Origin of the sequence: Cellulosimicrobium sp. TH-20 (genome assembly GCF_002105775.1) — a bacterium.
GTDB lineage: Bacteria > Actinomycetota > Actinomycetes > Actinomycetales > Cellulomonadaceae > Cellulosimicrobium > Cellulosimicrobium funkei.
This window is the reverse complement of the sequence record NZ_CP020857.1, coordinates 3,704,049-3,729,717: the sequence shown is the minus strand read 5'-3', so window position 1 is coordinate 3,729,717 and position 25,669 is coordinate 3,704,049. Positions and strand designations below refer to the sequence as shown.

General features: G+C 75.1%; 24 protein-coding genes. 7 read left to right on the top strand and 17 right to left on the bottom strand.

Annotation, left to right across the window (positions count from 1 at the left end):
• Positions 1-23 precede the first annotated feature (23 nt).
• The 5 genes from B8281_RS16665 (at position 24) to B8281_RS16645 (ending at position 4,964) form a co-directional block, all read left to right on the top strand.
• On the top strand, positions 24-1,337 hold the full coding sequence (locus tag B8281_RS16665; RefSeq protein WP_085388299.1) for a GAF domain-containing protein: 1,314 nt from the start codon (positions 24-26) through the stop codon (positions 1,335-1,337).
• Positions 1,338-1,517: 180 nt separating this feature from the next.
• Positions 1,518-3,041 carry an aldehyde dehydrogenase family protein gene (locus B8281_RS16660; protein ID WP_085388298.1) on the top strand — a complete coding sequence of 508 codons (1,524 nt, stop codon included), beginning with the start codon at positions 1,518-1,520 and terminating at the stop codon, positions 3,039-3,041.
• 158 nt (positions 3,042-3,199) lie between these two features.
• Positions 3,200-3,691, top strand: coding sequence for a DUF779 domain-containing protein (locus B8281_RS16655; RefSeq protein ID WP_085388297.1), 492 nt, complete (start codon positions 3,200-3,202; stop codon positions 3,689-3,691).
• Positions 3,692-3,772: 81 nt separating this feature from the next.
• A complete protein-coding gene (locus B8281_RS16650; RefSeq protein ID WP_034653680.1) occupies positions 3,773-4,057 on the top strand; it encodes a DUF6412 domain-containing protein in 285 nt (94 codons plus the stop codon).
• A 115-nt stretch (positions 4,058-4,172) separates the two neighbouring features.
• Positions 4,173-4,964, top strand: coding sequence for a membrane protein insertase YidC (locus B8281_RS16645; protein WP_043654817.1), 792 nt, complete (start codon positions 4,173-4,175; stop codon positions 4,962-4,964).
• A gap of 143 nt (positions 4,965-5,107) precedes the next feature.
• Here B8281_RS16645 and B8281_RS16640 read toward each other — a convergent pair whose 3' ends face one another.
• Positions 5,108-5,473, bottom strand: a complete 366-nt coding sequence (locus tag B8281_RS16640; RefSeq protein WP_085388296.1) for a DoxX family protein — start codon at positions 5,471-5,473, stop codon at positions 5,108-5,110.
• Positions 5,474-5,627: 154 nt separating this feature from the next.
• Here B8281_RS16640 and B8281_RS16635 point away from each other — a divergent pair, with 154 nt between their 5' ends.
• Complete coding sequence (locus B8281_RS16635) at positions 5,628-6,065, top strand: helix-turn-helix domain-containing protein (RefSeq protein ID WP_081600010.1); 438 nt, start codon at positions 5,628-5,630, stop codon at positions 6,063-6,065.
• A gap of 48 nt (positions 6,066-6,113) precedes the next feature.
• Here the strand turns inward: B8281_RS16635 and B8281_RS16630 are convergent, their stop codons facing one another.
• The 3 genes from B8281_RS16630 to aceA all read right to left on the bottom strand — a co-directional run bounded on the left by B8281_RS16630 (position 6,114) and on the right by aceA (position 10,446).
• The gene (locus B8281_RS16630; protein ID WP_137280196.1) at positions 6,114-6,977 is read right to left on the bottom strand and encodes a hypothetical protein; all 864 of its coding nucleotides are present in this window, start codon (positions 6,975-6,977) and stop codon (positions 6,114-6,116) included.
• Between the two features lie 177 nt (positions 6,978-7,154).
• Entirely contained in the window at positions 7,155-8,870 is a 1,716-nt protein-coding gene (gene aceB / locus B8281_RS16625) for a malate synthase A (RefSeq protein ID WP_034653672.1), read from the bottom strand.
• Between the two features lie 133 nt (positions 8,871-9,003).
• Complete coding sequence (gene aceA, locus B8281_RS16620) at positions 9,004-10,446, bottom strand: isocitrate lyase (RefSeq protein ID WP_232322602.1); 1,443 nt, start codon at positions 10,444-10,446, stop codon at positions 9,004-9,006.
• A 180-nt stretch (positions 10,447-10,626) separates the two neighbouring features.
• On the opposite strand from aceA, the gene B8281_RS16615 reads away from it, so the two are divergent.
• Positions 10,627-12,120: a helix-turn-helix transcriptional regulator gene (locus tag B8281_RS16615; RefSeq protein WP_061266961.1), complete on the top strand. Its 1,494-nt coding sequence runs from the start codon at positions 10,627-10,629 to the stop codon at positions 12,118-12,120.
• A gap of 75 nt (positions 12,121-12,195) precedes the next feature.
• Here B8281_RS16615 and B8281_RS16610 read toward each other — a convergent pair whose 3' ends face one another.
• From B8281_RS16610 to B8281_RS16550, 13 genes are all read right to left on the bottom strand, one after another.
• Positions 12,196-13,956, bottom strand: a complete 1,761-nt coding sequence (locus tag B8281_RS16610) for an alpha/beta-hydrolase family protein (protein ID WP_198163087.1) — start codon at positions 13,954-13,956, stop codon at positions 12,196-12,198.
• An 80-nt stretch (positions 13,957-14,036) separates the two neighbouring features.
• Positions 14,037-15,242, bottom strand: coding sequence for an acetyl-CoA C-acetyltransferase (locus tag B8281_RS16605; RefSeq protein ID WP_085388294.1), 1,206 nt, complete (start codon positions 15,240-15,242; stop codon positions 14,037-14,039).
• On the bottom strand, positions 15,239-16,396 hold the full coding sequence (locus B8281_RS16600; protein WP_085388293.1) for an alpha/beta fold hydrolase: 1,158 nt from the start codon (positions 16,394-16,396) through the stop codon (positions 15,239-15,241). Before B8281_RS16600 ends, B8281_RS16605 begins: the two co-directional genes overlap by 4 nt.
• Entirely contained in the window at positions 16,393-17,097 is a 705-nt protein-coding gene (locus B8281_RS16595; RefSeq protein ID WP_085388292.1) for a CoA transferase subunit B, read from the bottom strand. The genes B8281_RS16600 and B8281_RS16595 overlap by 4 nt, the downstream gene beginning before the upstream one ends.
• Before the next feature lie 3 nt (positions 17,098-17,100).
• Positions 17,101-17,985 carry a CoA transferase subunit A gene (locus B8281_RS16590; RefSeq protein ID WP_051028159.1) on the bottom strand — a complete coding sequence of 295 codons (885 nt, stop codon included), beginning with the start codon at positions 17,983-17,985 and terminating at the stop codon, positions 17,101-17,103.
• Complete coding sequence (locus B8281_RS16585) at positions 17,982-19,043, bottom strand: alpha/beta hydrolase (protein WP_085388291.1); 1,062 nt, start codon at positions 19,041-19,043, stop codon at positions 17,982-17,984. The genes B8281_RS16590 and B8281_RS16585 overlap by 4 nt, the downstream gene beginning before the upstream one ends.
• Positions 19,040-19,816: a 3-hydroxybutyrate dehydrogenase gene (locus B8281_RS16580; RefSeq protein WP_085388290.1), complete on the bottom strand. Its 777-nt coding sequence runs from the start codon at positions 19,814-19,816 to the stop codon at positions 19,040-19,042. Before B8281_RS16580 ends, B8281_RS16585 begins: the two co-directional genes overlap by 4 nt.
• Positions 19,813-20,508 (bottom strand): TetR/AcrR family transcriptional regulator, encoded by a 696-nt coding sequence (locus B8281_RS16575; RefSeq protein WP_051028213.1) that lies wholly within the window; start codon positions 20,506-20,508, stop codon positions 19,813-19,815. Before B8281_RS16575 ends, B8281_RS16580 begins: the two co-directional genes overlap by 4 nt.
• Positions 20,505-22,094 (bottom strand): class I adenylate-forming enzyme family protein, encoded by a 1,590-nt coding sequence (locus tag B8281_RS16570; RefSeq protein ID WP_085388289.1) that lies wholly within the window; start codon positions 22,092-22,094, stop codon positions 20,505-20,507. Before B8281_RS16570 ends, B8281_RS16575 begins: the two co-directional genes overlap by 4 nt.
• Positions 22,091-23,248 (bottom strand): branched-chain amino acid ABC transporter permease, encoded by a 1,158-nt coding sequence (locus B8281_RS16565; RefSeq protein WP_085388288.1) that lies wholly within the window; start codon positions 23,246-23,248, stop codon positions 22,091-22,093. The genes B8281_RS16570 and B8281_RS16565 overlap by 4 nt, the downstream gene beginning before the upstream one ends.
• Complete coding sequence (locus B8281_RS16560; RefSeq protein ID WP_076405207.1) at positions 23,245-24,120, bottom strand: branched-chain amino acid ABC transporter permease; 876 nt, start codon at positions 24,118-24,120, stop codon at positions 23,245-23,247. The genes B8281_RS16565 and B8281_RS16560 overlap by 4 nt, the downstream gene beginning before the upstream one ends.
• Positions 24,117-24,896, bottom strand: coding sequence for an ABC transporter ATP-binding protein (locus B8281_RS16555; protein ID WP_021482277.1), 780 nt, complete (start codon positions 24,894-24,896; stop codon positions 24,117-24,119). The genes B8281_RS16560 and B8281_RS16555 overlap by 4 nt, the downstream gene beginning before the upstream one ends.
• Positions 24,893-25,669: an ABC transporter ATP-binding protein gene (locus B8281_RS16550; RefSeq protein ID WP_085388287.1), complete on the bottom strand. Its 777-nt coding sequence runs from the start codon at positions 25,667-25,669 to the stop codon at positions 24,893-24,895. The genes B8281_RS16555 and B8281_RS16550 overlap by 4 nt, the downstream gene beginning before the upstream one ends.

Genomic DNA, 25,669 nt, shown 5'->3' with positions numbered 1-25,669 from the left:
CCGCACGACGACGTGGAGGTCCCGTGCCGCGCACTCCCGCACCGCCGCCCCGCTCCGAGGAGCACCCGCGCCGCCCCGACGCGCGCCGCGACCCGCGCTCCGTGCGCGCCGCCTACCGCTCGTTCCTCGACCACGGCGTCCTCCCGCGCGGCGTCCACCCGCTCGTCGCCGACTCGTGGCGCCGGTCCGTGCACAGCGGCGTCGACCCGGAGGCGCCCCGCACCGACTCGGGCCTCGCCCACGACGACCTCGTCGCCTACCGCGAGGCGCACCCGCTCGCGGGCGTCATGCCGGTCGTGCGCGAGCTCGTCGTGGACGCCGCCGCCGACGACGGCCTCGTCGTCGCCGTGTCCGACGACGCGGGCCGCCTCCTGTGGGTCGAGGGCGACCGGGCGCTGCGCGACGCCGTCGACCGGGTCGGGTTCGTCGAGGGGTCGGTCTGGCGCGAGGAACGGGTCGGGACGAACGCGCCCGGCACCGCGCTCGCGACGCGCAGCCCGGTCCAGGTCCTCGGCGCCGAGCACTTCTCCCGGCCCGTGCAGGCGTTCAGCTGCACGGCCGTGCCCGTCCACGACCCCGCGAGCGGGCGCGTCCTCGGGGTCCTCGACGTGACGGGGCGCCAGTCCGCCGCGTCGGGCGTCGTGCTGTCGCTCGTGCGCGCGACGGTGCTGAGCCTCGAGCGCGAGCTCGCCCAGCGCGCTGCGGCGACGGGTCCCGACGACGGCCCGGGCCGGCTCCCGGGACCTCCCCGCGACGGCGCGCCCGAGCTGCTCGTGCTCGGCACGGCGCCCGTGCTGCGCTCGCCGGACGGTCTCGACCACCGCCTCTCGCTGCGGCACGCCGAGATCCTCGTGCTCCTCGCGACGCACCCCCGCGGGCTGTCCGCCGACGAGCTCGCCGTCCTGCTGCACCCCGGCGAGCTCTCCGACGTGACCGTCCGCGCCGAGGTGTCGCGCCTGCGGCGCGTCGCGGGCGCGCTCCTCGCGGGATCGCGCCCCTACCGGCTCGCGCGACCCCTGCGGACCGACGCCGACGTCGTGCGGGACCACCTCGCGGTGGGCGACGTCCGCGGCGCCGTCGCCGCCTACCGCGCGCCGCTCCTGCCGCGCTCGGGCGCGCCTGCCGTCGAGCACCTGCGCGCCGAGCTCGCGGCCGAGCTGCGCACCGCCGTCGTAGCCGCGGGCGGCGCCGACGTGCTCGACGCGTGGACGCGCACCGACGACGGCGCCGAGGACCACGCCGCGTGGACGCGGCTGCAGCGCGTCACGGACCACGGCAGCCCGCTGTGGCTGCGCGCCCGCGCCCACCTCGACCTGCTCGACGACGAGCTCGCCTGAGGTCGGGCAGGGGCCGCCCGCTGCAACGGTCCTGCAACCCTGCGCCGCCTACCGTCGGCCGCACGGCGCGACGAGGCGCCGGGCCGCGCACCGCCGTCGGACGCTCCCCGCCCGACGGCGACCTCCCCCAGGGCGCGGCGAGGACCAGCACTGCGAGTCAGCACTGCGAGGAGGCAGACGATGACGGTCTACGCAGCCCCCGGCACGGACGGGGCGATCGCCGAGTACAAGGCCCGGTACGACCACTGGATCGGCGGCGAGTACGTCGCGCCGGCCGGCGGGCAGTACTTCGAGAACCCGAGCCCCGTGACGGGCCGGACCTTCACCGAGGTCGCGCGCGGCACCGCCGACGACATCGAGCGCGCGCTCGACGCCGCGCACGGCGCAGCCCGGTCGTGGGGCCGCACGAGCGCGACCGAGCGCGCCAACGTCCTCAACAAGATCGCCGACCGCATGGAGGAGAACCTCGAGCGGATCGCCGTCGCCGAGTCGTGGGAGAACGGCAAGCCCGTCCGCGAGACGCTCGCCGCCGACATCCCGCTCGCGATCGACCACTTCCGCTACTTCGCGGGCGCGATCCGCGCGCAGGAGGGGTCGATCTCCGAGATCGACGAGGACACCATCGCGTACCACTTCCACGAGCCGCTCGGCGTCGTCGGCCAGATCATCCCGTGGAACTTCCCGATCCTCATGGCCGTGTGGAAGCTCGCCCCGGCGCTCGCGGCGGGCAACTGCGTCGTGCTCAAGCCCGCCGAGCAGACCCCCGCGTCGATCCTCTTCCTCATGGACATCGTCGGGGACCTGCTGCCGCCCGGGGTGGTGAACGTCGTGAACGGGTTCGGCGTCGAGGCGGGCAAGCCGCTCGCGTCCAGCCCCCGCATCCGCAAGATCGCGTTCACGGGTGAGACGACGACCGGCCGCCTGATCATGCAGTACGCGAGCCAGAACATCATCCCGGTCACGCTCGAGCTCGGCGGCAAGTCGCCGAACATCTTCTTCTCCGACGTCGCCGACGCGCGCGACGACTTCTACGACAAGGCTCTCGAGGGGTTCACGATGTTCGCCCTCAACCAGGGCGAGGTGTGCACGTGCCCGTCGCGCGCCCTCATCCAGTCGTCCATCTACGACACGTTCCTCGGCGACGCGATCGAGCGCACGAAGGCGGTGCGGCAGGGCAACCCGCTCGACACCGAGACGATGATCGGCGCGCAGGCGTCGAACGACCAGCTCGAGAAGATCCTGTCGTACATCGAGATCGGCAAGGCCGAGGGCGCGAAGGTGCTCACGGGCGGGTCGCGCGCCGAGCTCGGCGGCGACCTCGCGGGCGGGTACTACGTGACGCCCACGATCTTCGAGGGCAAGAACTCGATGCGGATCTTCCAGGAGGAGATCTTCGGGCCCGTCGTCGCGGTGACCGACTTCTCCGACTTCGACGACGCCATGACGATCGCCAACGACACCCTGTACGGGCTCGGGGCCGGCGTCTGGTCGCGGTCGGGCAACACCGCCTACCGCGCGGGCCGCACCATCGAGGCCGGGCGCGTGTGGACGAACTGCTACCACGCGTACCCCGCCGCCGCCGCGTTCGGCGGCTACAAGGGCTCCGGCGTCGGCCGCGAGAACCACAAGATGATGCTCGACCACTACCAGCAGACGAAGAACCTCCTCGTCTCCTACTCGGCCCAGAAGCTCGGCTTCTTCTAGCCCAACCCCACCCGCCCTGCCCGCCCTACCGACCACGGGCTCGGCTCCCCCCGGGGCCGCCGAGCAGGTGGTCTTGGCTCGTCCGGCCGTCCGGACGGACCACGACCACCTGCTCGCGGCGCCGGGATCGCCTGGTCGGCCGACACCTGGAGAGTTTCGTGGTCGACGACGTTTCCTCGGTCCGCCCGGTTGGCGCGACACCCGCGCGCGTCGCGCTCACCGACGACGCCGCGGCGCTGCTCGCGCGGCTGCGGACGGTCCACGGCGAGCTCATGTTCCACCAGTCCGGCGGGTGCTGCGACGGGTCGTCGCCCATGTGCTACCCGCAGGGCGAATTCCTGCTCGGCGACGCCGACGTGCACCTCGGTGACCTCGTCGTCGACGCGCCCGGTCGCACGGACGGTCCCGGCGCGGACGGCCCCGCCGGGGCGGACGGCCCCGCCGGGGCGGACGGCGCGGCGGGCCGGTTCGTCGTGCCCGTCTGGATGAGCCGCGCACAGTTCGAGTACTGGAAGCACACCCACCTGACGATCGACGTCGTGCCCGGCCGCGGCGCCGGGTTCAGCGTGGAGGCGCCCGAGGGCGTGCGTTTCATCATCCGGTCGCGCCTGCTCACCGACGACGAGTGGGCGGCGCTCGACGTGGCCTAGGCTGACCTCACCGACGGGCTCCACGACGGGCCCGACGGCGGGCCCTACGGGGCCCCGACGGCCCGGAGAGGAGGCGGTGCGATGAACGACCTGCTCGTCGTGGCGCGCGACCTCGCCTCCGCGCTCACGCTCCTGCTCGGCACGTCGACCCTCACGGCCACGCTCTTCCTCCTCGGCGCCACCGCCCTCGTCGCGGCCGTGGCTGCCGTGGCCGCGCGCTGGGGCGCACCCCTCGCGCTCGGTGTGGCGGCTCGCCCCGCGGGCCGCCTGCGCGACACGGTCGACGTCGGTCCCGCCGTCACGCAGAGCGACCCGGACGCCCCGGGTCGTGCCCGACCCCGGGCTCCCGGCCGACTCCTCGGCTGATCACCCGGCCGAGGGGCCCCACCCGCACCCGCGTCGCTGCGCGGCGTGCTGCTGCCTGCCCACCGCAGGGTGATCGGCGAACGCGTACCCCGCACGTTCGACCGAGGACACCACCATGAACCTGCTCGACCTCCCGCTCGTCTCCACCGTGCTCGACGCCGCGTACCGCGCGCTGATGGGCCTGTCCGACCTGCTCGAACCCCTCGCGGGCGGCGCCGCGGCCGCGGCGGCCGTCGTCCTGCTGACGCTCGCCGTGCGCGCCCTGCTCGTCCCCGTCGGCGTGTCGCAGGCGAAGGCGGAGCGCGACCGCGCGCGTCTCGCACCGCGGCTCGCCGAGCTCCAGCGTCGGCACCGGAACGACCCCGAGCGGCTGCGGCGCGCAACCGTGGAGCTCTACACCCGCGAGGGCACGACGCCGCTCGCGGGGTGCCTCCCGATGCTGGCCCAGGCGCCCGTGGTCGGGGTGGTCTACGCGCTGTTCCTGCACGCGGAGATCGCCGGCCACAGCAACGCGCTGCTCGGCCACACCCTGTTCGGCGCGCCCCTGGGCTCGAGCCTCGTCGGCGGGCTCGGGGCGGGTGGTGTGCCGACCGTGGTCGTGGCCGGCGTGGTCGTGCTCGCGATCGCCCTCGTCGGCGAGCTCACGCGCCGCGCCTCCCTGCCCGGCGGTCGGCTCGCGCTGCCCCGGACGACGCCCGGTGCCGACACCGGGCCGAGCATGTCCGGTGCGGCGGTGCTCTCCGGCCCGGGCCTGCAGAACGCGCTCGGTGCCCTGCAGTTCGTCACCGCCGTGATCGCCTGCTTCGTGCCCCTCGCCGCGGGCCTGTACCTGCTGGTGACGGTGACGTGGACCCTCGGGCAGCGCCTCGTCCTGCGCCGCCGGTACCCGCTCGTCGCGACGGCGTAGCGGAGGCCGCGGGGCTGTCCAGCGGACCGTCGGCCGCGCGAGAGTGTCGGGGTAGGGCCGACCTGTCGCCCTTGCGCGAGGCCGTCAGCGCGCTCCCCGCAGCCCCGGGGCGGCCTGGGGGCGGGCCGCGGCCCGCCCGCGGGTCACAGCGCCGCGAACCGGCCGACGGCGACGAACACCGCGAGGGCGAGCAGCACCACGTTCGCCGGGACGGCCTTCGCCTCGCCGAGGCGCCGGTGCAGGGGGATCGCGCCGACCTGCGTGAGCGCGAGCCCGACCGCGGCGACGGGGGTGAGCACCGGCGCGACGCCGAGCGCCCAGGGCAGGATCACTCCGACGGCGCCGGCCACCTCGAGCCACCCGATGGCGCGCACGCCCGCCGCGCGCTCGGGCGTGACCCACCGCATCTGCTCCTGGAGCACGGGGATCGGGCGCAGCGCCTTCATGAGCCCGGCGCCGAGGAAGGCGGCGGCGAGCAGACCGGAGGCGATCCACAGGGCGACGTTCATGCGTGAGTCCTTCGAGAGGAGGCGGCGACGGCCCAGGATGGCCGGTCACTCTTTGTGCCTGGGCACATGATGGGTAACCATGAGCACCGGTACAAAAGGCACACCGGTGTGCGTGAGGCACACGGAGCAGCACCCGGAGAAGACGGAGACACCCATGACGACGACGCCCAGCACGGACGTGCCGGTGGTGCGCGAGCTCGCCGAGCGCCACGGCATCCCGGTCGACCGCGGCTGCGCCGCGGCGGAGGCGACGAGCGAGGTGCGCTCGGTCCTCGACCGGGTGGGCGACAAGTGGAGCGTCCTCATCCTGGGGATGCTCTCCGCCGGCCCGCAGCGCTTCACCGAGCTGCTCCACGGGATCGACGGGATCTCCCAGCGCATGCTCACCCTCAACCTGCGCCAGCTCGAGCGGGACGGCCTCGTGAGCCGCACCGTGCACGCCGTCGTGCCGCCGCGCGTCGACTACGCGCTCACAGGGCTCGGCGAGACGCTGCTGCCGCCCGTGCTCGCGCTGGTCGAATGGGCGCTCGCCCACACGCGCACCATCCGCGAGAACCGAGACGTGTTCGACGCGCGGCGCCCCGCGGGCTGACGGGGCCGTCCTACCCGCGGGGGACCGAGCGGGTCGGACGCAGGGCGGTCAGCCCGCGAGCGGGTCGGCCGCGCGCAGGTACCAGGGCTCGTACCGCTCCAGCGAGAGCGTCCAGAGGCCGGGGGCGCCCGCCGGCACCGCGAGGCACACGTTGCCGGTCACGGTGTCGCCCGAGCCGATGAGGCCCGTGCTCACGAGCGCGTGCGGCACCGCGCCGCACCCGCTCTCGGCGTGGACGCCGTCGTCGCCGACGAACCCGACGTCGACCGCGCCCCACGCGGTCACCTGCGAGCTGGACCCGGTGTAGGTGGCGGTGACGGGCACGATCCAGTACTCGACGCCGTCGGGCGGCGGGGCGTTGACGTCGTCGTGCGCGAGCACGTCCGCGGTCGCCTCGTACGGCTCCTCGAGGAGGACCTCCCACTCCTCGCCGCCGATCGTGTACCCGTCGAACAGCCACGGGTCGTCGCGGGTGCCCGTGCCCTCCCAGTCGCCCTCGGGCCAGTCCTCGTCCGACCAGCCGTCGCCCGGCCACTCGTCGCCGTACGCGTCGTCGGTCGGGGCCGTGACCCACGCGGCGATCCGGGCGCCGGCGTCGGTCGCGACGCCCGCGGCGTACCCCGTCCCGCCCCCGACCACGAGGCACACGACCCCGACGAGCAGCCCGACGGCCGTCCGAGACAGACCGCCACGCCCCGGTGCCGCGCGCGGCGGGGCCGGCTGCGGGACGTGGGGGTGCGGCGGTCCCGGGTGCGGTGCGAGGGGCTGCGGGGCGCCCGCGTACGGAGGGCCGGGGTGCGCTGCGGACGGCGGCGCCGCGTACGGGTTCGGGTGCGCGGCCGGGCCGGGGGAGGAGGGCGGCGGGCCGGGAGGGGGCGTCGGCGAGGACGGCGGCGTCACAGGGGTGCTCATGGTGCTCCGGTGTCGTGCGGGCGGGCGCCCGGACGACAGGTGCCACCGTGCGTGGCCGGATGCTCCCACACTGCGGTCTCCGCCGTCGAGGGCGATGGCACGCGCCCGTGAGCACGGCCTCGGTGCCGCCGCCGGGTGGGGCGACGGCACCGGGGCCGTGGAGGGCGGGAGACCGCGCTACGGCTGGTCCACCTCGGAACCCACGAGGAACTGCGAGTACGCCCCGATGGTGAGGAACGTCGGGAAGTCCTCGGCGAGCGCGACGGCGCGGAACACGTGCGCGGCGTCGTCGATCCGGTTCCCCGGGGTGCGCGGCAGGTCGTCGACGATCTCCGCGAGCAGCGCCTCGACGCGCTCGCGCGTGATCGGCACGCCGTTCTCGGTGCGCGTGCCGGACGCGATCCACTGCCACACCTGCGACCGCGAGATCTCGGCCGTCGCGGCGTCCTCCATGAGGTGGTCGATCGCGGCGGCCCCGACGCCGCGCAGCCACGACTCGAGGTACCGCACCCCGACGGAGACGTTCGAGCGCAGCCCCGCAGCGGTGACGGTGGCCCCGGCCCGGCGGGCCGACCCGATGTCGAGCAGCTCGTGCTGGCCCACCCGGACGTCGTCGCGCTGCCGCGAGACCTGGTTCGGCGCGTCCCCCAGCACCGCATCGAACTCGGTGCGCGCGACCTCGATGAGGTCGGGGTGCGCGACCCACGTGCCGTCGAACCCGTCCGTCGCCTCCCGGCGCTTGTCCGCGCGCACCTGCTCGAACGCGCGCTCGGTGACGTCCGGCCGACGGCGGTCCGGGATGAACGCGCTCATGCCGCCGATCGCGTGCGCGCCGCGCCGGTGGCACGTCTGCACGAGCAGCTCGGTGTACGCGCGCATGAAGGGCGCGGTCATGGTGACCTGCGCGCGGTCGGGCAGCACGTACGAGTCGCCGCGCGTGCGGAACGCCTTGATCACGGAGAACAGGTAGTCCCAGCGCCCGGCGTTCAGCCCGGCGCAGTGGTCGCGCAGCTCGTGGAGGATCTCCTCCATCTCGAACGCCGCGGGCAGCGTCTCGATGAGCACCGTGGCGCGGATCGTGCCCTGCGGCAGGCCGAGGTAGTCCTGGGCGAGCACGAACACGTCGTTCCACAGCCGGGCCTCGCGGTGCCCCTCGAGCTTGGGCAGGTAGAAGTACGGGCCTCGCCCGCGCGCCACGAGCTCGTGCGCGTTGTGGAACAGGTACAGCCCGAAGTCGACGAGCGACGCCGACGCCGAGACGCTCACGCCCGCCCGGTCGACGTACCGCATGTGCTTCTCGATGAGGTGCCACCCGCGCGGGCGGAACACGATCGTCGGGAGGTCGGTGAGCGTCGTCGAGCGCAGGCGGTACTCCTTGCGGTGCTCGCCCGAGCCGGTCGTGTGCGTCAGCGTCCCGCGGATCGCGTCGTGCAGCGCGAGCTGGCCCTCGATCACGTTGCGCCACGTGGGGCTCGACGCGTCCTCGGCGTCTGCGAGCCAGACCTTGGCGCCGGAGTTGAGGGCGTTGATCGTCATCTTGGGGTCGGTCGGGCCGGTGATCTCGACGCGGCGGTCCTCGAGTCCCGGCGCGCCGGCCGAGCCCGCGACGCGCCACGACGGGTCGTCGCGCACGGGCCGCGTCGAGGCGCGGAAGTCGGGGTCGATGCCGTCCGCGACGTCCTGGCGGCGCTGCTGGCGGTCCATGAGCAGCTCGTGGCGGCGCGCCACGAACCGGTCGTGCAGCAGCGTGAGGAAGTCGAGCGCCTCGGGCGTGAGGATCTCGCGGTAGCGCTCGCCCAGCGTGCCGGTGACGCGCAGGGTCCCGGTGACCCGCGGGCTGCTCGCGGGGGCAGGGGACGACGGGGGAGAGGTGGTCGTGGTCAGCGTGGTCATGGCGTGCTCCGAAGGTCGATGTCGCGAGGTAGAGCTCTGGCAGGCCGAGGTAGGGCTTGGGTCCCGCGAGGTAGAGGCGTGGTCATGACCAGGCCTCTACCTCGCGGGACCGCTCCTCTACCTCGCGAAGGGCTTAGTGGAACTGGGCGGTCTCGGTGGACCCGGCGAGCGCGAGGGTGGCGGCGTCGGGGTTGAGAGCCGTGGCGACCCGGTCGAAGTAGCCGGTGCCGACCTCCCGCTGGTGGCGGGTGGCGGTGTAGCCGTCGGCCTCGGAGGCGAACTCGGCCTCCTGCAGCTCGACGTAGGCGGACATCGCGCGCTCGTTGTAGCCGCGCGCGAGCTCGAACATGGAGTGCGAGACGGCGTGGAAGCCGGCCAGCGTGATGAACTGGAACGCGTAGCCCATCGCGGCGAGCTCCTTCTGGAAGCTCGCGATCTGGGCGTCGTCGAGGTGCTTCTTCCAGTTGAACGACGGCGAGCAGTTGTAGGCGAGCTTCTTGCCCGGGTGCTGCGCGTGGACCGCCTCGGCGAACGTCCGCGCGAGCTCGAGGTCGGGCTCGCCCGTCTCGACCCAGATGAGGTCGGAGTACGGCGCGTACGCGAGGCCGCGCGCGACGACCGCGTCGAAGCCGGGGCGCACCCGGTAGAAGCCCTCGGACGTGCGCTCGCCGGTGAGGAACGGCTGGTCGCGCTCGTCGACGTCGGACGTGAGGAGGTCCGCGGCGAGCGCGTCCGTGCGGGCGATGACGATCGACGGCACGCCCGCGACGTCGGCCGCGAGACGCGCGGCGTTGAGCGTGCGGATGTGCTGGCTCGTGGGCACGAGCACCTTGCCGCCGAGGTGGCCGCACTTCTTCTCGGACGCGAGCTGGTCCTCCCAGTGCACGCCCGCCGCGCCCGCGGCGATCATCGAGTGCATGAGCTCGTAGGCGTTGAGCGGGCCGCCGAACCCGGCCTCGGCGTCGGCGACGATCGGGGCGAGCCAGTCGCGGTCGGGCGCCTGCCCGTCCGACGCCGCGCGCTCCGCCGTCTCGATCTGGTCGGCGCGCAGGAGCGCGTTGTTGATGCGGCGCACGACGGCGGGCACGGAGTTGGCGGGGTAGAGCGACTGGTCGGGGTACGTCTGTCCGGACAGGTTGGCGTCGGCCGCGACCTGCCACCCGGACAGGTAGATCGCCTTGAGGCCCGCCCGCACCTGCTGCACGGCCTGGTTGCCGGTGAACGCGCCGAGCGCGGCGACCCACTCCTCGGTGTGGATGAGGTCCCACAGCGTCTCGGCGCCGCGGCGGGCGAGCGTGTGCTCCTCGCGCACGGAGCCACGCAGCGCGACCACGTCCTCGGCGGTGTAGTCGCGCTGCAGGCCGGCCCAGCGCGGGTCGGTCGCCCACTGCTCGGCGAGCTCGGCGGCGCTCTGCGTCTGGTCGCCCGGACGGGCGGACGGGCGCGAGGCGTCGCCCGGGGTCGGGGCGGAGCCGGGGCCGGTGACCGTCGCCGTCGTCGCGACGGCGCCGAGCGGGCGGGCGCCGCCCGCGTACTCGGACGGGGAGCGGCGGCTGACGATGGTGGGCCTGTTCACGGGTGCCTCCTGGTGGTGCGCCGGCCCGCGTGGTGCGGGCCGGCCGGGCCGGTCGGTGGACCTCGGCGAGGTCCGTGCTTCGACCTTCCTCCCGCCTGCAAGCCCTTCTCAAGCCAGATCGGACGAAAGAAACGCGGTTCTTCTCTTGTGCGCAAGGAGTGGCGCGTGTCACTCTCAGTCATGGCTATCCCGACGACGCGACCGGCCGGAATCGCGGAACATGCGGAAATCCCGCTCGAGAGCGAGCCCGACGCCCTGACGATCGGCCGCAGGATCCGGCACCTGCGCACCGCGCGCGGCATGACCCTCGACGAGCTCGGCGCCGCGATCGGCCGCGCGCCGTCGCAGGTGTCGCTCCTCGAGAACGGCAAGCGCGAGCCGAAGTTCGGCCAGCTCCAGGCGGTGGCGCGCGCGCTCGGCGCGAGCCTCGACGACCTGCTCTCGCCGGAGGCGCCCTCGCGCCGGGACGCGCTCGAGATCGAGCTGGAGCGCGCCCAGCGCGGCCCGCTCTTCGACGCGCTCGGGCTGCGGCCCGTGCGGGTGGGCAAGTCGCTGCCCACCGACGCGCTCGAGACCATCGTCGCCCTCGAGCGCGAGCTCCAGCGCCTGCACACCGAGCGCGCCGCCACGCCCGAGGAGGCGCGCCGCGCGAACGCGGAGCTGCGCGCGACCATGCGCGCGCAGGACAACTACTTCCCCGAGCTCGAGGACGCGGCGGCCGGGCTGCTCGACGGCGTCGGGCACGCGGGCGGGCCGATGCCCCAGCGCGTCGCGGCCGACCTCGCCGCCCACCTAGGCTTCACGCTGCACTACGTCGGCGACCTGCCGCACTCCACCCGGTCCGTGCTCGACCTGCGCCACCGCCGCGTGTACCTGCCGAGCAACGGGATGCGCGGGCGGTCCAACGCGACGTCGGCGCTGCTCCAGGCGCTCGCGCCGCACGTGCTCGGGCACGCGGAGCCGCGCGACTACCGCGAGTTCCTCCGCCAGCGCGTCGAGGCCAACTACCTCGCCGCGGCGCTCCTGCTCCCGGAGCGGCACGCGGTCAAGGCACTGCGCGCCGCGAAGGACGCGCGCGAGATCTCCATCGAGGACCTCCGGGACGCGTTCGCGGTGTCGTACGAGACCGCCGCGCACCGGTTCACCAATCTCGCGACGAAGCACCTCGGCATCCCGGTGCACTTCATGAAGGTGCACGAGTCCGGGGTGATCCACAAGGCCTACGAGAACGACGGCGTGCGCTTCCCTGCCGACCCGCTCGGCGCGGTCGAGGGGCAGTACGTGTGCCGGAGCTGGACCGCGCGCACCGTGTTCGCCGTCGAGGACCGGCTCAGCCCGTTCAGCCAGTACACGGACACCCCGAGCGGCACCTACTGGTGCACGTCGCGCGTGCAGGCGTCGGCCGACGGCGAGTTCTCCGTGAGCGTCGGCGTCCCGTTCGCGCACGTCAAGTGGTTCCTCGGGCGCGACACGACCGAGCGGCTCGTGTCCCGCTGCCCCGACGGCGCGTGCTGCCGCCGCCCGCCCGACGACCTCGCCGACCGCTGGGCCGGCCACGCCTGGCCGAGCGCCCGCCCGCACGCGTCGATGCTCGCGGCGATGCCGACCGGCGCGTTCCCCGGCGTCGACCAGACCGAGGTCTTCTCGTTCCTCGAGGCCCACGCGCCGGGTTAGCCGGCCCGTGCCTGCGCGCGCTCCGCCCGGTGCGCGCCGTCCGTGCGAGCCGGGTCGGCGGACGCCGGTCGGCCGTCAGCCGATCGAGCCGCCCTCGACGGGCGCGACCATCGCGTCCTTGAGGCGCGCGGTGTCGGCGTCGGTCCAGCCGTCGGGCGCGTGCAGCGCGGCGAAGCCGTCGGCGTACTCGAGCTGGTAGACGTGCCCGTGGCCGGGCGGGATGTCGGACGCGGCCGCGACGAAGAGGTCGCCCGTGAGCTGCCAGAACGTGACGAACGGGTACCAGCGCACGTCGCCGAGCACGTCGGGCCCGCGTGGCTCGCGGAGCCAGTCGGGCTCGGACCACAGGGTCTCCGGGCCCCACCAGGTGACGCCGTCGGACGCGTGCTGGAGGTACACGACGCGCGGCTCGTCCCAGCGCGGGCCGGGGCCCCAGAGGTCGGCGACGCCGGTCGCGACCGGGTCGCCCCAGCGGACCTGGCGGCCGTCGTCCACCACGGGTGCGTACTCGAGCGACCCGGGGTCCCGCGCGTCGGTGAGCTCGCGCCACATCGGCGTGAACCCGGGCGTCCCGGTGAACATCGCGCCGTCGGAGCGAGCCTCGACGTCCTGCACGCCGCTGAACGCGCCCTGCATCCCGAACGACCCGAGCGAGATGCCGAACGCGAGCAGGCGCGGGCGGTCGCCCTCGGGCAGGTCCGACCACCGCGCCCACACCGCCTCGAACAGCGCCTTGCCCGCGGCGGGCGGGGTCGAGCGGTCGCCGACGAAGCTGATCCAGCTCGGCAGGTAGGAGTACTGCATGCTGGCGATCGCGGTGTCGCCGCCGTGCATGAGCTCGAGCGCCTCGACCATGGCGGGGTCCACCCAGCCGGTCCCGGTCGTGGTCGCGACGACGAGGACGGACCGGTCCCACGCGTCCGTCCGGTCGAGCTCGTCGACGACGCGGGCCGCCGTGGCGTCGAGGTCGCCCTCGGGGTCGAGGCCCGCGTACGCGTGGATCGGCTCGCGCACGTCCGCGGGGTCGACGACGTCGCCCGCCGCGGCGAACGCGCGCAGCTCGTCGAGGGTCGGGCCGGAGACGACGAACTTGCGCCCCTCCGCGCCGAGCGAGTCCCAGGGCTCGAGGGAGTCGGGGGAGCCGGACCGTTCGGGGAGCGTCGGGGGCGTGAGCCGAGGGCTGATCTCGGCGTTCGCCGCCGCGTAGACCGAGTTCAGCGCGCTGAGCGTGCCTGACCAGATGACGCCGTTGAACAGCAGGACCACGACGACGGCGACCGCGACGCCGCTGACGAACCGCGCCACGGGGGCAGGCACGACCTTGCCGACGAGGACGCTCAGCCATCGGGCGACGCGGCGCAGGCCGCGGCCCGCCTGGAGCACGAGCAGCGCGACGGCGAGCGCCGCGAGCAGCGTGACGACCTCGCGTCCGGGGACATCCTCCGACATGCCGAACAGGTGCCGCAGCTCGATCTGGCGCCGCGCCCCGAGGATCAGCGCCAGCGGCACGAGCACGACGGTCGCCCCGGCGAGCACCCACCACGCGATCCGGCTCGCGCGCGCGGTCCACCGGATCCGCAGCCCGACCTTCACGGCGAACCACTCGACGAGCGCGCCGACGGCGTACCCGCCGACGGCGCTCACGCCCGAGATCACGGCCTGGTAGTACCAGGCGCGCGGGATGAGCGACGGCGTGAACGACAGGCAGAACCAGGCGAGCGCGACCACGAGCCCGGTGGCGGAGAACCGCCGGAGCCACCGCCCCCACGCGCCGTGCCGGGGGCGCTCCTCGTCGACGGGCTCGGGGGCGCGGGTCTCCGTCGTGGTGGGCTGCACCTCGCGATCGTAGGCGCGGCGCCCCGAGCCGTCCCCTCGAACGGCCGGGGCGCCGTCGGCCCACCGGACCCGGGCGAGCCCTACGCCTCGAGCAGCAGCGCCTCGCCCTGGCCCCCGCCGCCGCACAGCCCGACGGCGACGCGCCCGCCCCCGCGGCGCGCGAGCTCGTGCGCCGCGTGCACGGCGAGGCGGGCGCCGGACGCGCCGATGGGGTGCCCGAGCGAGATGCCGCCGCCGTGCACGTTGACGACGTCGGGCGAGACCCCGAGCACGCGCGTGGAGACCGCGACGACGGTCGCGAAGGCCTCGTTGATCTCGACGAGGTCGAGGTCGTCGACCGTCCACCCGGCCCGGTCGAGGGCCTGCCGGATCGCGCGCGCCGGCTGGGAGTGCAGCGACGTGTCGGGGCCGGCGACCTGCCCCCACGCCCGCACGGTCGCGAGCACCGGCGTGCCCGCGGACTCGGCCCGGGCGCGGGTCGTGAGCACGAGCGCGGCGGCGCCGTCGGAGATCTGCGACGCGTTGCCCGCGGTGATGGTGCCCTCGGGGTCGAACGCGGGCCGCAGGCGCGCGAGGCCTTCGACCGTCGTGTCGGGGCGCACGCCCTCGTCGTCGCGCACCTCGACCGGCTCGCCCCGGCGCTGCGGGACGCTCACGGGGGCGAGCTCGGCGTCGAACAGGCCGTCCTTCGCCGCGGCCGCGGCGCGCTGGTGCGAGGCCGCCGCGACGGCGTCCTGCTCCTCGCGGGGGACGAACACGTCGCCCACGTTGGTGCGCTCGGTCGAGACGCCCATGGAGGTGTGGTCGAACGCGTCGGTGAGCCCGTCGCGCGCGACGGCGTCGACGAGCGTCGCGTCCCCGAACGCGAACCCGGCGCGCGACCCGGGGAGCAGGTGCGGCGCGTTGGTCATGGACTCCTGGCCGCCGACGAGCACGACCTCCGCCTCGCCGGAGCGGATCATCCGGGTGCCGTCGATGACGGCGGTGAGCCCCGAGAGGCACACCTTGTTCACCGTCACGGCGGGCACGTCCCAGCCCACGCCCGCGGCGGCGGCCGTCTGGCGCGCGGGGTTCTGGCCCGCCCCGGCCTGGAGCACCTGGCCGAGCACGACGGCGTCGACGGCGTCCGCGCCGAGGCCCGAGCGCTCGATCGCGGCGCGCGCGGCGACCGCGCCGAGCTCGACCGCCGTCAGCGCGGCGAGGGAGCCCTTGAGGCGGCCCTGCGGCGTGCGGGCGGCGGCGACGACCACGACGTCGTCGGGGGAGTGCGGGGTGGTGGTGCTCACGGCTGGACCTCCAGGGGTGCGGACGGCGGTGTCTGCGCGGGCGCCGGGGGTGTGGCGCCCGCTCGTGCGGCGGCGGCGTCGACGTCGGCAACGGCAGTGTCGACCAGCCCGAGCAGGAGCCCGAGGAACACGTCCGGCTCCTCGAGGTGGGGGCTGTGCCCGATGCCGGGCCGCACCTCCTCACGGTACCGCCCGCCCGCGGCCGCGTAGGCGTCGAGGACGGCCCGGGTCTGCGCGACCATCGGCTGCGGCGGGTGCGTCTCGACCCCGGGCCAGCCAGGGACGGCGCCGAGCGCGCCGAGCTGCGCGAGGTCGAACAGCGACGTGTCCGAGACGATCGCGTCGGCGTCGCCGCGCACCCACAGCACGGGCGCGGTGGCGCTGGACGTCGCGAAGCCGGACAGGTCGCAGTACTTCGCGCTGATCGCGTTGTTCATGCCGCGCGTCCCGGGCGCCACGCCGGGCCACGTGCCCGACACCGTCCGGTCGCCCGGGTAGCTGTCGTCGCCCGTGCGCGTGGAGAGCACGGAGTCGAGCAGGAGCTCCTCGAGCGCGCCGAGCGGCTCGCCGAGCGCGGCCGGGTCGGCGACGTAGAAGCGGCGCAGCACGTCGCGGGGCGACCCGGCGTCCTCGCTGCGATCGCCGGCGGCGAGCGCCGCGACGAACGCCGGGTTCGCCGTGCCGCCGCCCGAGCCTGCGAAGTCGGGGGAGAGCGGCGTCCCGGCGACGTCGCGCGTGCCGCCGAACCCGTACGGCGACATGGGCGCCTCGAGGAGGATCGCGTCGAACAGGTCGGGCCGGTCGGTCGCGAGCTGCAGCACGACGCCCGCCCCCGCCGAGTGCGCGACGGCGACGAGCGGGCGCGCGAGGTCGAGCGCGTCGAGGACGGCCGCGACGTCGTCGGCGAAGTCCCGCACGCCCCGGGTCGCGTCGACGGGCCGGGGCTCGGCGTCGCCGTACCCGCGCAGGTCGACGGCGACGCCGCGCACGTCGGCGGGGAGCGCGCGCAGCAGCGGGTCGAAGAACGCCGACGACGAGCAGTTGCCGTGCACGAGCAGGACCGTCGCGCGGGCCGCACCCTCGGCGGCGACCTCGCGCACGTGCTCCCGACCGCGCGGGGTCGGGACGTCGCGGCGCAGCACGTCGCGCGTCACGACGGCGTCCCCGCGGCCTGCGTGGACGGTCCCGGGCCGGCGTCGGCGACGTCGAGCGGGGCGTCGTCGAGCGCGACGGCGAGGTCGGGCTCGGTCGCGGCGCGCACGTCGTCGACGTTCACGCCGGGCGCGGTCTCGCGCAGCACGAGCCCGTCGGGCGTCACGTCGATCACCGCGAGGTCGGTGATGACCCGGTGCACGACCCCGCGTCCCGTGAGGGGCAGCGAGCACGAGCGCAGGATCTTGGGCGACCCGTCGCGCGCCACGTGCTCCATGAGCACGATCACGCGGCCCGCCCCGTGCACGAGGTCCATCGCGCCGCCGGGGCCCTTGACCATCTTGCCGGGGATCATCCAGTTGGCGAGGTCGCCCGTCTCGGAGACCTGCATGCCGCCGAGGATCGCGGCGTCGATCTTGCCGCCGCGGATCATGCCGAAGCTCAGCGCGGAGTCGAAGAACGCGGCGCCCGGCAGGACGGTGACGGTCTCCTTGCCGGCGTTGATGAGGTCGGGGTCGACGGCGTCTTCGGTCGGGTACGGCCCGACGCCGAGGATCCCGTTCTCGGACTGGAGCACGAGGTGCTTGTCCGCGGGCACGTAGTTGGGCACGAGCGTCGGCAGGCCGATGCCGAGGTTGACGTACCAGCCGTCCTGGAGCTCGCGCGCGGCGCGCGCGGCCATCTCGTCGCGGGTGAGCGGCACGGCTCAGCCCTCCTTCACGGTGGTCGCGGTGCCCGACGGCGCGGGCGCGGGCTGGTCGGTCGGGGCGGCCGAGCGCACGGTGCGGCGCTCGATGCGCTTGGGCACGTCCGGGCCCACCTCGACGACGCGGTGCACGAACACGCCGGGCAGGTGCACGGCGTCGGGGTCGATCTCGCCGGGCTCGACGAGCTCCTCGACCTGCGCGACGCACACGCGGCCCGCCATCGCGGCCAGCGGGGAGAAGTTGCGGGCCGACCGGTGGAACACGAGGTTGCCGTGCCGGTCGCCGCGCAGCGCGTGCACGAGCGCGAAGTCCGTGGTGATCGCGTCCTCGAGCACGAACTCTGCCTCGTCGGCGAACGCACCGTCGCGACCGCGCGGCCCGACGCCGAACGTGCGCACCTCCTTGGGCGCGCTGGCCTGCGCGACGCCGCCCGCGCCGTCGTACCGCTGGGGGAGGCCGCCCTCGGCGACCTGCGTGCCGACGCCCGTGCGCGTCCAGAACCCGGCGATGCCCGCGCCGCCGGCGCGCAGCTTCTCGGCGAGCGTGCCCTGCGGGGTGAGCTCGAGCTCAAGCTCGCCCGAGAGGAACTGGCGCTCGAACTCCTTGTTCTCCCCGACGTACGAGCTCGTCATCTTCCGGATGCGGCCGGCGCCGAGCAGGACCCCGAGGCCCCAGTCGTCGACGCCGCAGTTGTTGCTCACGACCCACAGGTCGCGCGTGCCCTGGGCGAGCAGCGCCTCGATGAGCGCGATGGGGTTGCCGCACAGGCCGAACCCGCCGACGGCGAGCGACGCGCCGTCGGGCACGTCCGCGACGGCCTCGGCCGCGGACGCGACCACCTTGTCCAGCCCGGTCCCTCGTGGGGACGCGATCGTGGGGCTCATGCCGTGACCTCCTCGTCACTCGCCGGTCCGGGTCCGTCGCTCGTGACGGCGGCCAGGGCCCGCAGGGTCTCGCCCGCGACGGCCTCGACGCCGGGCGGGCTCATGATGATCGTGTAGTGATTGATACCCGCTACGTCGCGGGTGCGCAGCCCCGGCAGCCGCACGCGCCACACGGCGAGGTGCTCGGGGGAGTAGAGGGCCTCGGGCTCGTCGAGCAGGCCGCGGGGCGCGCGCAGCAGTACGAGGGGCACGTCGAGCGGGTGGTCGCCCGCGAGCGCGTCCGCGAGCGGCCCGCCCTCGTAGAGCTCGAGCGAGTCGGCGGAGACCGCCGTGCCCGACGACGCCGGGCGCAGCGCGGGCGCCTCGCCGACGAGGTCGTAGTCGACGTACCCCGCGACGACGTCGGCCCACGGCTCGTCCCACGCGCTCGCGAAGGCGGGGTGCGCGCGCCAGAAGCCGCGGTACTCCTCGTGGTCGGCGAACGTGCGCTCGAGGCGCTCGACGGCCGGGCCGAGCAGGGCGCGCAGGACCTCGTCGTGCGTCGCGTCCGGCGCGAGCCCGGTCGGCGGCGGGAGCGGGATGCCGCCGTCGACGAGCACGAGCCGGGAGACGCGGCCGGGGTGGCGGTGCGCGAGCACGACGGACACGAACGCGCCCATGGAGTGGCCGAGCGCGACGACGCGGTCGATCCCCAGCGCGTCGAGGACCGTCGCGAGGTCGTCCGCGTGCGCGCCCATGCCGTACGGGCCGGGCAGGCCGTTGCTGCGCCCGCGCCCCCGCAGGTCGGGCGCGACGACGCGCACGCCCGGCAGCGCCGCGACGACGGCCGGCCACGCGCGGTGCGACGCCGTGATGCCGTGCACGGCGAGGACGGTCGGGACGGCGTCGTGCGCGGGGGGCGCGCCGCCGTCGGGCCGGGCGCCCGGCTCGGGTGCGGGCGGGCCGACCGGGTCCCACACGCCGACGCGCAGGCGCCCGCCCGCGACGGGCACGTCGAGCGTCGCGTAGGTGTGGGTCGCGGCGGTGACGTCGTCCGGCGCGGTCGTGGCCGCGGTCACCGGGCGCTCCAGCCGCCGTCGATCGTCCACGACGCGCCCGAGACCATCGACGCGTCCGGGCCGGTCAGCCAGCCGACGAGCGACGCGACCTCCTCCGGCTCGACGAGCCGCTTCACCGCGGACTCCGCGAGGAGCACGGTCGCGAGCACCTCGGCCTCGGGGACGCCGTGCACGCGCGCCTGGTCCGCGATCTGCTTCTCGACGAGCGGCGTGCGAACGTAGCCGGGGTTGACGCACACGCTCGTCACCCCGTGCGGGCCGCCCTCGAGGGCCGTCACCTTGGACAGGCCCTCGAGCCCGTGCTTCGCGGACACGTACGCCGACTTGAACGGCGACGCCACGAGGCCGTGCACGGACGACACGTTGACGACGCGCCCGAACCCGCGCGCGTACATCCTCGGGAGCGCGGCCCGGACCAGCAGGAACGGCGCCTCGAGCATGATCGCGTGCAGCAGGCGGAAGTCGTCCGGGCGGAAGTCCTCGATGGGGCTCACGCGCTGGACGCCCGCGTTGTTGACGAGGACGTCGACGTCGAGCGTGAGGTCGTCGAGCGCGCGCGTGTCGGCGAGGTCGACGACCCACGCCTCGCCGCCGAGCTCGTCCGCGAGGCGCTGTGCGCCGTCGGGGTCGACGTCGGCGACGGTCACGTGCGCGCCGCGCGCGGCGAGCTCGCGCGCGCACGCGGCGCCGATGCCGCTCGCGCCGCCCGTGACGAGCGCGCGCCGCCCGGCGAGGGTCGGGGCGGTGCCGGGGACGGTGGCGGGGACGGTCATCGCGCGTCTCCTTCGGTGTCGGTCGAGGTGGCGGGCCCGGTCGCGGTCGGTGCGGTCCGCGGCGCGGCGAGCGCGCGCTCGATGAACTGCATGGTCTGCTCGAACACGTGCGGGGGGACCTCGGCGGCCGCGGTGTCGTACGACGGCGGCTCTGCGCCCTCGTCCCAGCGCCCGCCCCACAGGACCCAGCGCATCCCGACGATCTCGCCGATGCCCATGAGCGCCCACGCGGCGACCTCCGGGTCGACGTCGTGGCCGACCTCGCCGTTCGCGCGCGCCTTGTCGAGCCCGGTCATGTAGCCCTCGACGATGCGCGCGTAATGGCGGCGCAGCGCCCCGGGCGAGACGAACTCGGCCTGCCGCACGATCCGGTAGAGCGCCGGGTGCTCGGCGGTGAAGCGGAAGAACGCCTCGAAGCCCGCGCGCTCGGCGGCCAGGCGCGTCGTCGCCTGCGAGCTCGCCTCGATCATCGCGTGCCGCACGCGGCGGTTGAGGTCGTCGACGAGCTCGTCGAACACGTCGATCTTCGACTCGAAGTACAGGTAGAACGTGCCCTGCCCGACGCCCGCGGACTCGGTGATCTTCACGATCGACGCGTCGTGGTACCCGACCTCGGCGAACACCTGCTCGGCCGCGGCGAGGATCTTCGCCCGGGTGCGGTTGCCGCGGGCGGTGCGGGGCTGGGTGCTCATGAGTCCTCCGGGACGGTCACGCGCTCGGCGAGCGAGCGGCGCGACACCTTGTGCAGCGACGTGCGGGGCAGGGACGGGACGAGGTCGAAGCGGCGCGGGACCTTGAAGTGCGCGAGCTCGCGGCGGCAGAACGCCTCCAGCTCCTCGGCGTCGGTGGGGTGGCCGGCGCGCGGGACGACGAACGCGGCCCCGACCTCGCCCCACCGGTCGTCGGGGACGCCCACGACGGCGACGTCCGCCACCGCGGGGTGGCGGCGGAGCACGGCCTCCACCTCGGACGGCGTGACGTTCTCGCCGCCGACGATGAAGACGTCCTTGAGGCGGTCGACCACGCGGTAGCACCCGTCGGCGTCGCGCTCGACGAGGTCGCCGGTGCGCAGCCAGCCGTCGCGCAGGACCGCGGCCGTGGCGGCTTCGTCGCGGAAGTACCCGGCGAACACCCCCGGCCCGCGGACCAGCAGCTCGCCCGCCGCGGGCCCGTCGAGGTGGCGGCCCGTCACCGGGTCGGCGACGGCGACCTCGACGTGCGGGTACGGCGTGCCGGCCGAGCCGCTGCGCTCGCGGGCCTGGTCGTCGGGCAGGCACAGCACGTTGGGGCCCGCCTCCGTGAGCCCGTAGCCCTGCGAGAGGGCGACGCCGCGGCGGTGCCACGTGCGCAGCAGCGGCTCCGGCATGGGCGCGCCGCCCACGACGGCGTGCCGCAGCGACGACAGGTCGGCGTCCGCGAAGCCGGGGTGCTCCGCGAGGAGCAGATAGTTCGTCGGGACGCCCATCATCGTCGTGACACGGCGCTCGGCGACGAGCTGGAGCACGCGCTCGGGCTCGAACGTGCGCTCCAGGACGACCGTCGCGCCGGTCCACCACGCGAGCAGCGGCTGGATGTTCCACCCGCCCGCGTGGAACTGCGGCAGCACGCTCAGCACGACGTCGTGGCTCGTCAGCTCGACCGTGCGCGAGAGCGACAGGTTCGTCCAGAAGCAGTTCGCGTGCGTGAGCAGCGCGCCCTTGGGCGTGCCCTGCGTGCCGGACGTGAACACGAGGAGGAGCGGGTCGTCGTCGCGCACGGGCCGGCGCTCCGGCGCGGGACCCTGCCGCGACGGCGGCGGGACGTGCGCCTCGACGCCGCTGCGCCCGAGCTCCGCCCGCCGGGGCGGGCGGCCGAGCCGCTCCGCGTCGAGCCGGCGCAGCGGGTCGAGCCGGTCGAACGCCGCGTCCGCGAGGCCGGAGAACTCCTGCTCCACGAGCACGAGCGCCGGGTCGGCCTGCTCGACCTGGGCGGCGAGCTCGCCGGGCGACAGCCGCCACGACAGCGGCGCGAGCACCAGCCCGGCCTGCGCGCACGCGAAGAACAGCACGACCTGGTCGGCGCTGTTGCCCGTGACGGTCGCGACGCGGTCCCCGACGCCGTAGCCCGCCTCGCGGAACGCCGCCGCCAGGGCGCTCGCGCGCTCGTGCAGGTCGCGATAGCGCAGGGTCACGCCGCGGTCGTCGACGGCGACGCGGTCGGGCGTCGCGAGCGCGCGGTCGCGCGTCCAGCGCCCGAGGGTGTGCAGGCCGTCCTGGGCGCCCGGGTGCTGCGTCGTCATGCCACCTCCTCCAGGCGCTCGCGGGCCTCCTCCCGATCCTCCCGCGGGCGGCGGCGCGCGGCGAGGCGCGACGCGGCCCCGGCGATGCCGCCGGGCAGGAACATCACGACGAGGATGAAGAGGGTCCCGAGCAGGAACAGCGGCTCGCTGAGCGGCACGCGCAGCACGGCCGGCAGGTCCGCGACCGCCGCGGAGCTCGCGAGCGTCCCGAGCCGCTGGTCGAGGATCGTGTAGAGGACGCCGCCGACGATCGCGCCCCACCGGGACCCGACGCCGCCGAGCACGACCATGACGAGGAGCGTGAGCGTGAAGTCGGCCGACGTCGCGCGCGGCACGGCCCCCGACTGGAGCAGCAGGTACGCCATGCCGACGACGGTCGCGAGCGTCGCCGCGAGGACGAACACGAGGAGCTTGACGAGGTAGGGGCGCCCGCCGATGACGCGCACGCGCATCTCGTTCTCGCGCGTCGCCGCCGCGACGTGCCCCGCGCGCGACCGCTCGACCCACAGCACCACGAGGTAGACCACGACGAGCACGGCGAGCGCGAGCCAGTAGAGGTTGCGCGTGTTGAGCACGCCCACGAACGCGTCGGGGACGTTCCGGGTCGCGAGCGCGAGGCCCTCCTCGCCGCCGGTCGCGCCGCCGGGGTTGCGGCGCACGAGCACGTTGCCCGCCTGGGCGAACGCGAGGGTGACCATGGCGAACGAGATGCCCGTGACCCGCAGCGAGATGGCCCCGACGACGTGCGCGAGCACGATCCCGCCGACGAGCACGAGCGCCGCGGCGGGCAGGAGCGGGATCTCGGTCGTGTCGAGCACGATCGCGAGCCCGTACAGCCCCGCCGCGAAGTACAGCGCGTGCCCGAAGCTCAGCAGGCCCGCGACGCCGAACAGCAGGTGGTAGCTCAGCGCGAGGGCGCCGATGAGCCAGCACATCGCCATCATCTGGAGCGCGCCGGGCGTGTACGTCGGTCCGGGCAGCACGCCCGGCACGTGGATCGCGAGCAGCGGGAGGCACGCGAGCACCGCGACGAGCGCGACGCCCGCGAGCGTGCGGACCAGCGTGCCCGACGGCGCCCGGCGGGCGGGTCGGTCGGCGCGCGGTGCGTCGTCGGCGGGTGCGGCCGGGGTCGGGGGAGCGGTCTGGGTGGTCATGCGGCTGCCCTCCCGAGGAGGCCGGTGGGACGGACGAGGAGCACGAGCGCGAGCAGGAGCACGACGAGCAGGTCGCCGTAGCCGAGGTAGTAGTTCGCGAACTGCTGGAGGACCGCGACGAGCACGGACGCGACCGCCGCGCCGGTCAGGGAGCCGAGCCCGCCGATGACGGTGACGATGAACGCGAAGATGAGCAGCGACCCGCCGAGGTGCGGGGAGACGTACCCGAAGTACTGCGAGGCGAGGACCCCGCCGAGCCCTGCGGCGGCGCCGCCGACCGCGAAGACGAGCGTGAACGCCTTGCGCACGTCGATGCCGAGCGCGGTGACCATGGACCGGTTCTCGACGCCCGCGCGGATGATGAGCCCGTAGCGGGTGCGCTGGAGGAACAGCACGATCGCGCCGAGCACGAGCGCCGCGGCGCCGATCGCGACGAACCGGTCGTTGGGCACCGGCGCGCCCGCCAGGTCGGTCGTGCCCTTGAGCCACGCCGGGCCGGAGATGAACTCGGGGTCCGAGCCCCACATGCCCTCGAACAGCGCGACCGACGCGAGCGAGAGCCCGACGGTGACGAGCACCTGCTCGATGTGCCGCTCGTAGAGCGGGCGGATGAGCAGGAGCTCGGTGAGCGCCGCGGCCCCCGCCCCGACGACGGCCCCGGCGAGCAGCGAGAGCGCGAAGACGCCCCACGAGTCCGCGCCGAGCGAGCGCGCGACGAACCAGCCGCCGAACGCGCCGAGCGTGAGGAACGAACCGTGCGCGAAGTTGAGGACGCCCATGAGCCCGTAGATGAGCGACAGGCCCGACGCGACGAGGAAGTACAGCGCCCCGAGGCCGAGCCCCGTGACGAGGAGGAGGACGATCGTGCTCACCGGGCCACCGCCCCTTCGGTTCCGTGGTGGTCGACCTCGGCGTGCACGCCGAGGAGCTGCTGGACGCGGTCGGGGTCGTCGAGAAGCTCGCGCGCGGGACCGGTGTGCACGACGCGGCCCGCGTCGATCACGACGACGCGCTCGGCGAGCCGCTCGATGACCTCGAGGTTCTGCTCGACGAGCAGGATCGGGACCGTGCGGGCCGCCTCCGCGAGCGCGTCCGACACCTCCCCGACGATCCGGGGCGCGAGGCCCTTGGTGGGCTCGTCGACGAGGAGCAGGCGGTTGGCGTTGAGCAGGGCGCGCGCGAGCGACACCATCTGCTGCTGACCGCCCGAGAGGGTGCCCGCGCGCTGGGCGGCGCGCTGCACGAGGTCCGGGAAGAGCTCGGCGACGAGCTCGCGCCGCGGGTGGGCGTCGCGCTCGGCGAGGCGCAGGTTCTCCGCGACCGTGAGCCCGGCGAACACCTCCCGGTCCTCGGGCACGTACCCGACGCCGCGCCGCACGATCCGGTCCGTGCGCTCGCCGTCGACGCGCTCGCCCGCGAGCAGCACCTCGCCCCGGCGTTCGATCAGGCCGAGCACGGCCTTGAGGGTCGACGTCTTGCCGACACCGTTGCGGCCGAGCACCGCCGTGACCCCGGTGGCCGGGACGGAGAAGGTCACGTCCTCGACGACCTGCTGGCCCGCGATGCGCGCGGACAGCCCGCGCACCTCGAGGACGGGCACGTCGCTCCCGACCGCGGGCTGGGCGGTGCTCCTGCTGCTGCCGCTCATGCTGCCTCTCCTGCCGTGACGCCGAGGTAGGCGCTCTGCACCGTCGGGTCCGCCATGACGGCGTCGGGGGTGTCGCACGCGAGCAGCTCGCCGTGGTGCATGACGGCGACGCGGTCCACGAGCCCCAGCACGACGTCCATGTGGTGCTCGACCATGAGCACCGTGCAGCCGGTCGCGTGCAGGTCGCGGATGACCTCGACGAGGCCGGGCACGTCGGCCGACGACACGCCCGCCATGGGCTCGTCGAGCAGCACGACGCGCGGCTCGGTCGCGAGGAGCACCGCGATCTCGAGCTTGCGCTTGTCGCCGTGCGACAGGTCGCCCGCGGCGACCTCGGCGCGGCGCACGAGCCCGACGGTCTCCAGGTGCCGGTCCGCCTCCCGCGTCGCGGCGTCGCCACGACGCGGGAAGCGCAGCACCGACAGGGCGCCGCCGAGGCGCCCCTGCGCGGCGAGCCGCACGTTCTCCCGGACGCTCAGGCGCGGGAACAGGCTCGACGTCTGGAACGTGCGGCCCAGGCCCGCGCGGGCGCGCGCGGCCACCGAGGTGGTCGTCACGTCCGCGCCCTCGAGGAGCACCGCCCCGCTTGTCGGGCGGTGGATCCCCGAGACCAGGTTGAAGAGCGTCGTCTTGCCCGCGCCGTTCGGCCCGATCACGCCGAGCATCTCGCCCTGCCCGACGGCGAGGCTCACGCCCCGCAGGATCCGCGCGCCGCCGATCTGGAGCCCGAGGTCGCGGACCTCGAGCGCGGGGAGGGTGTGCGGCTCGCCCAC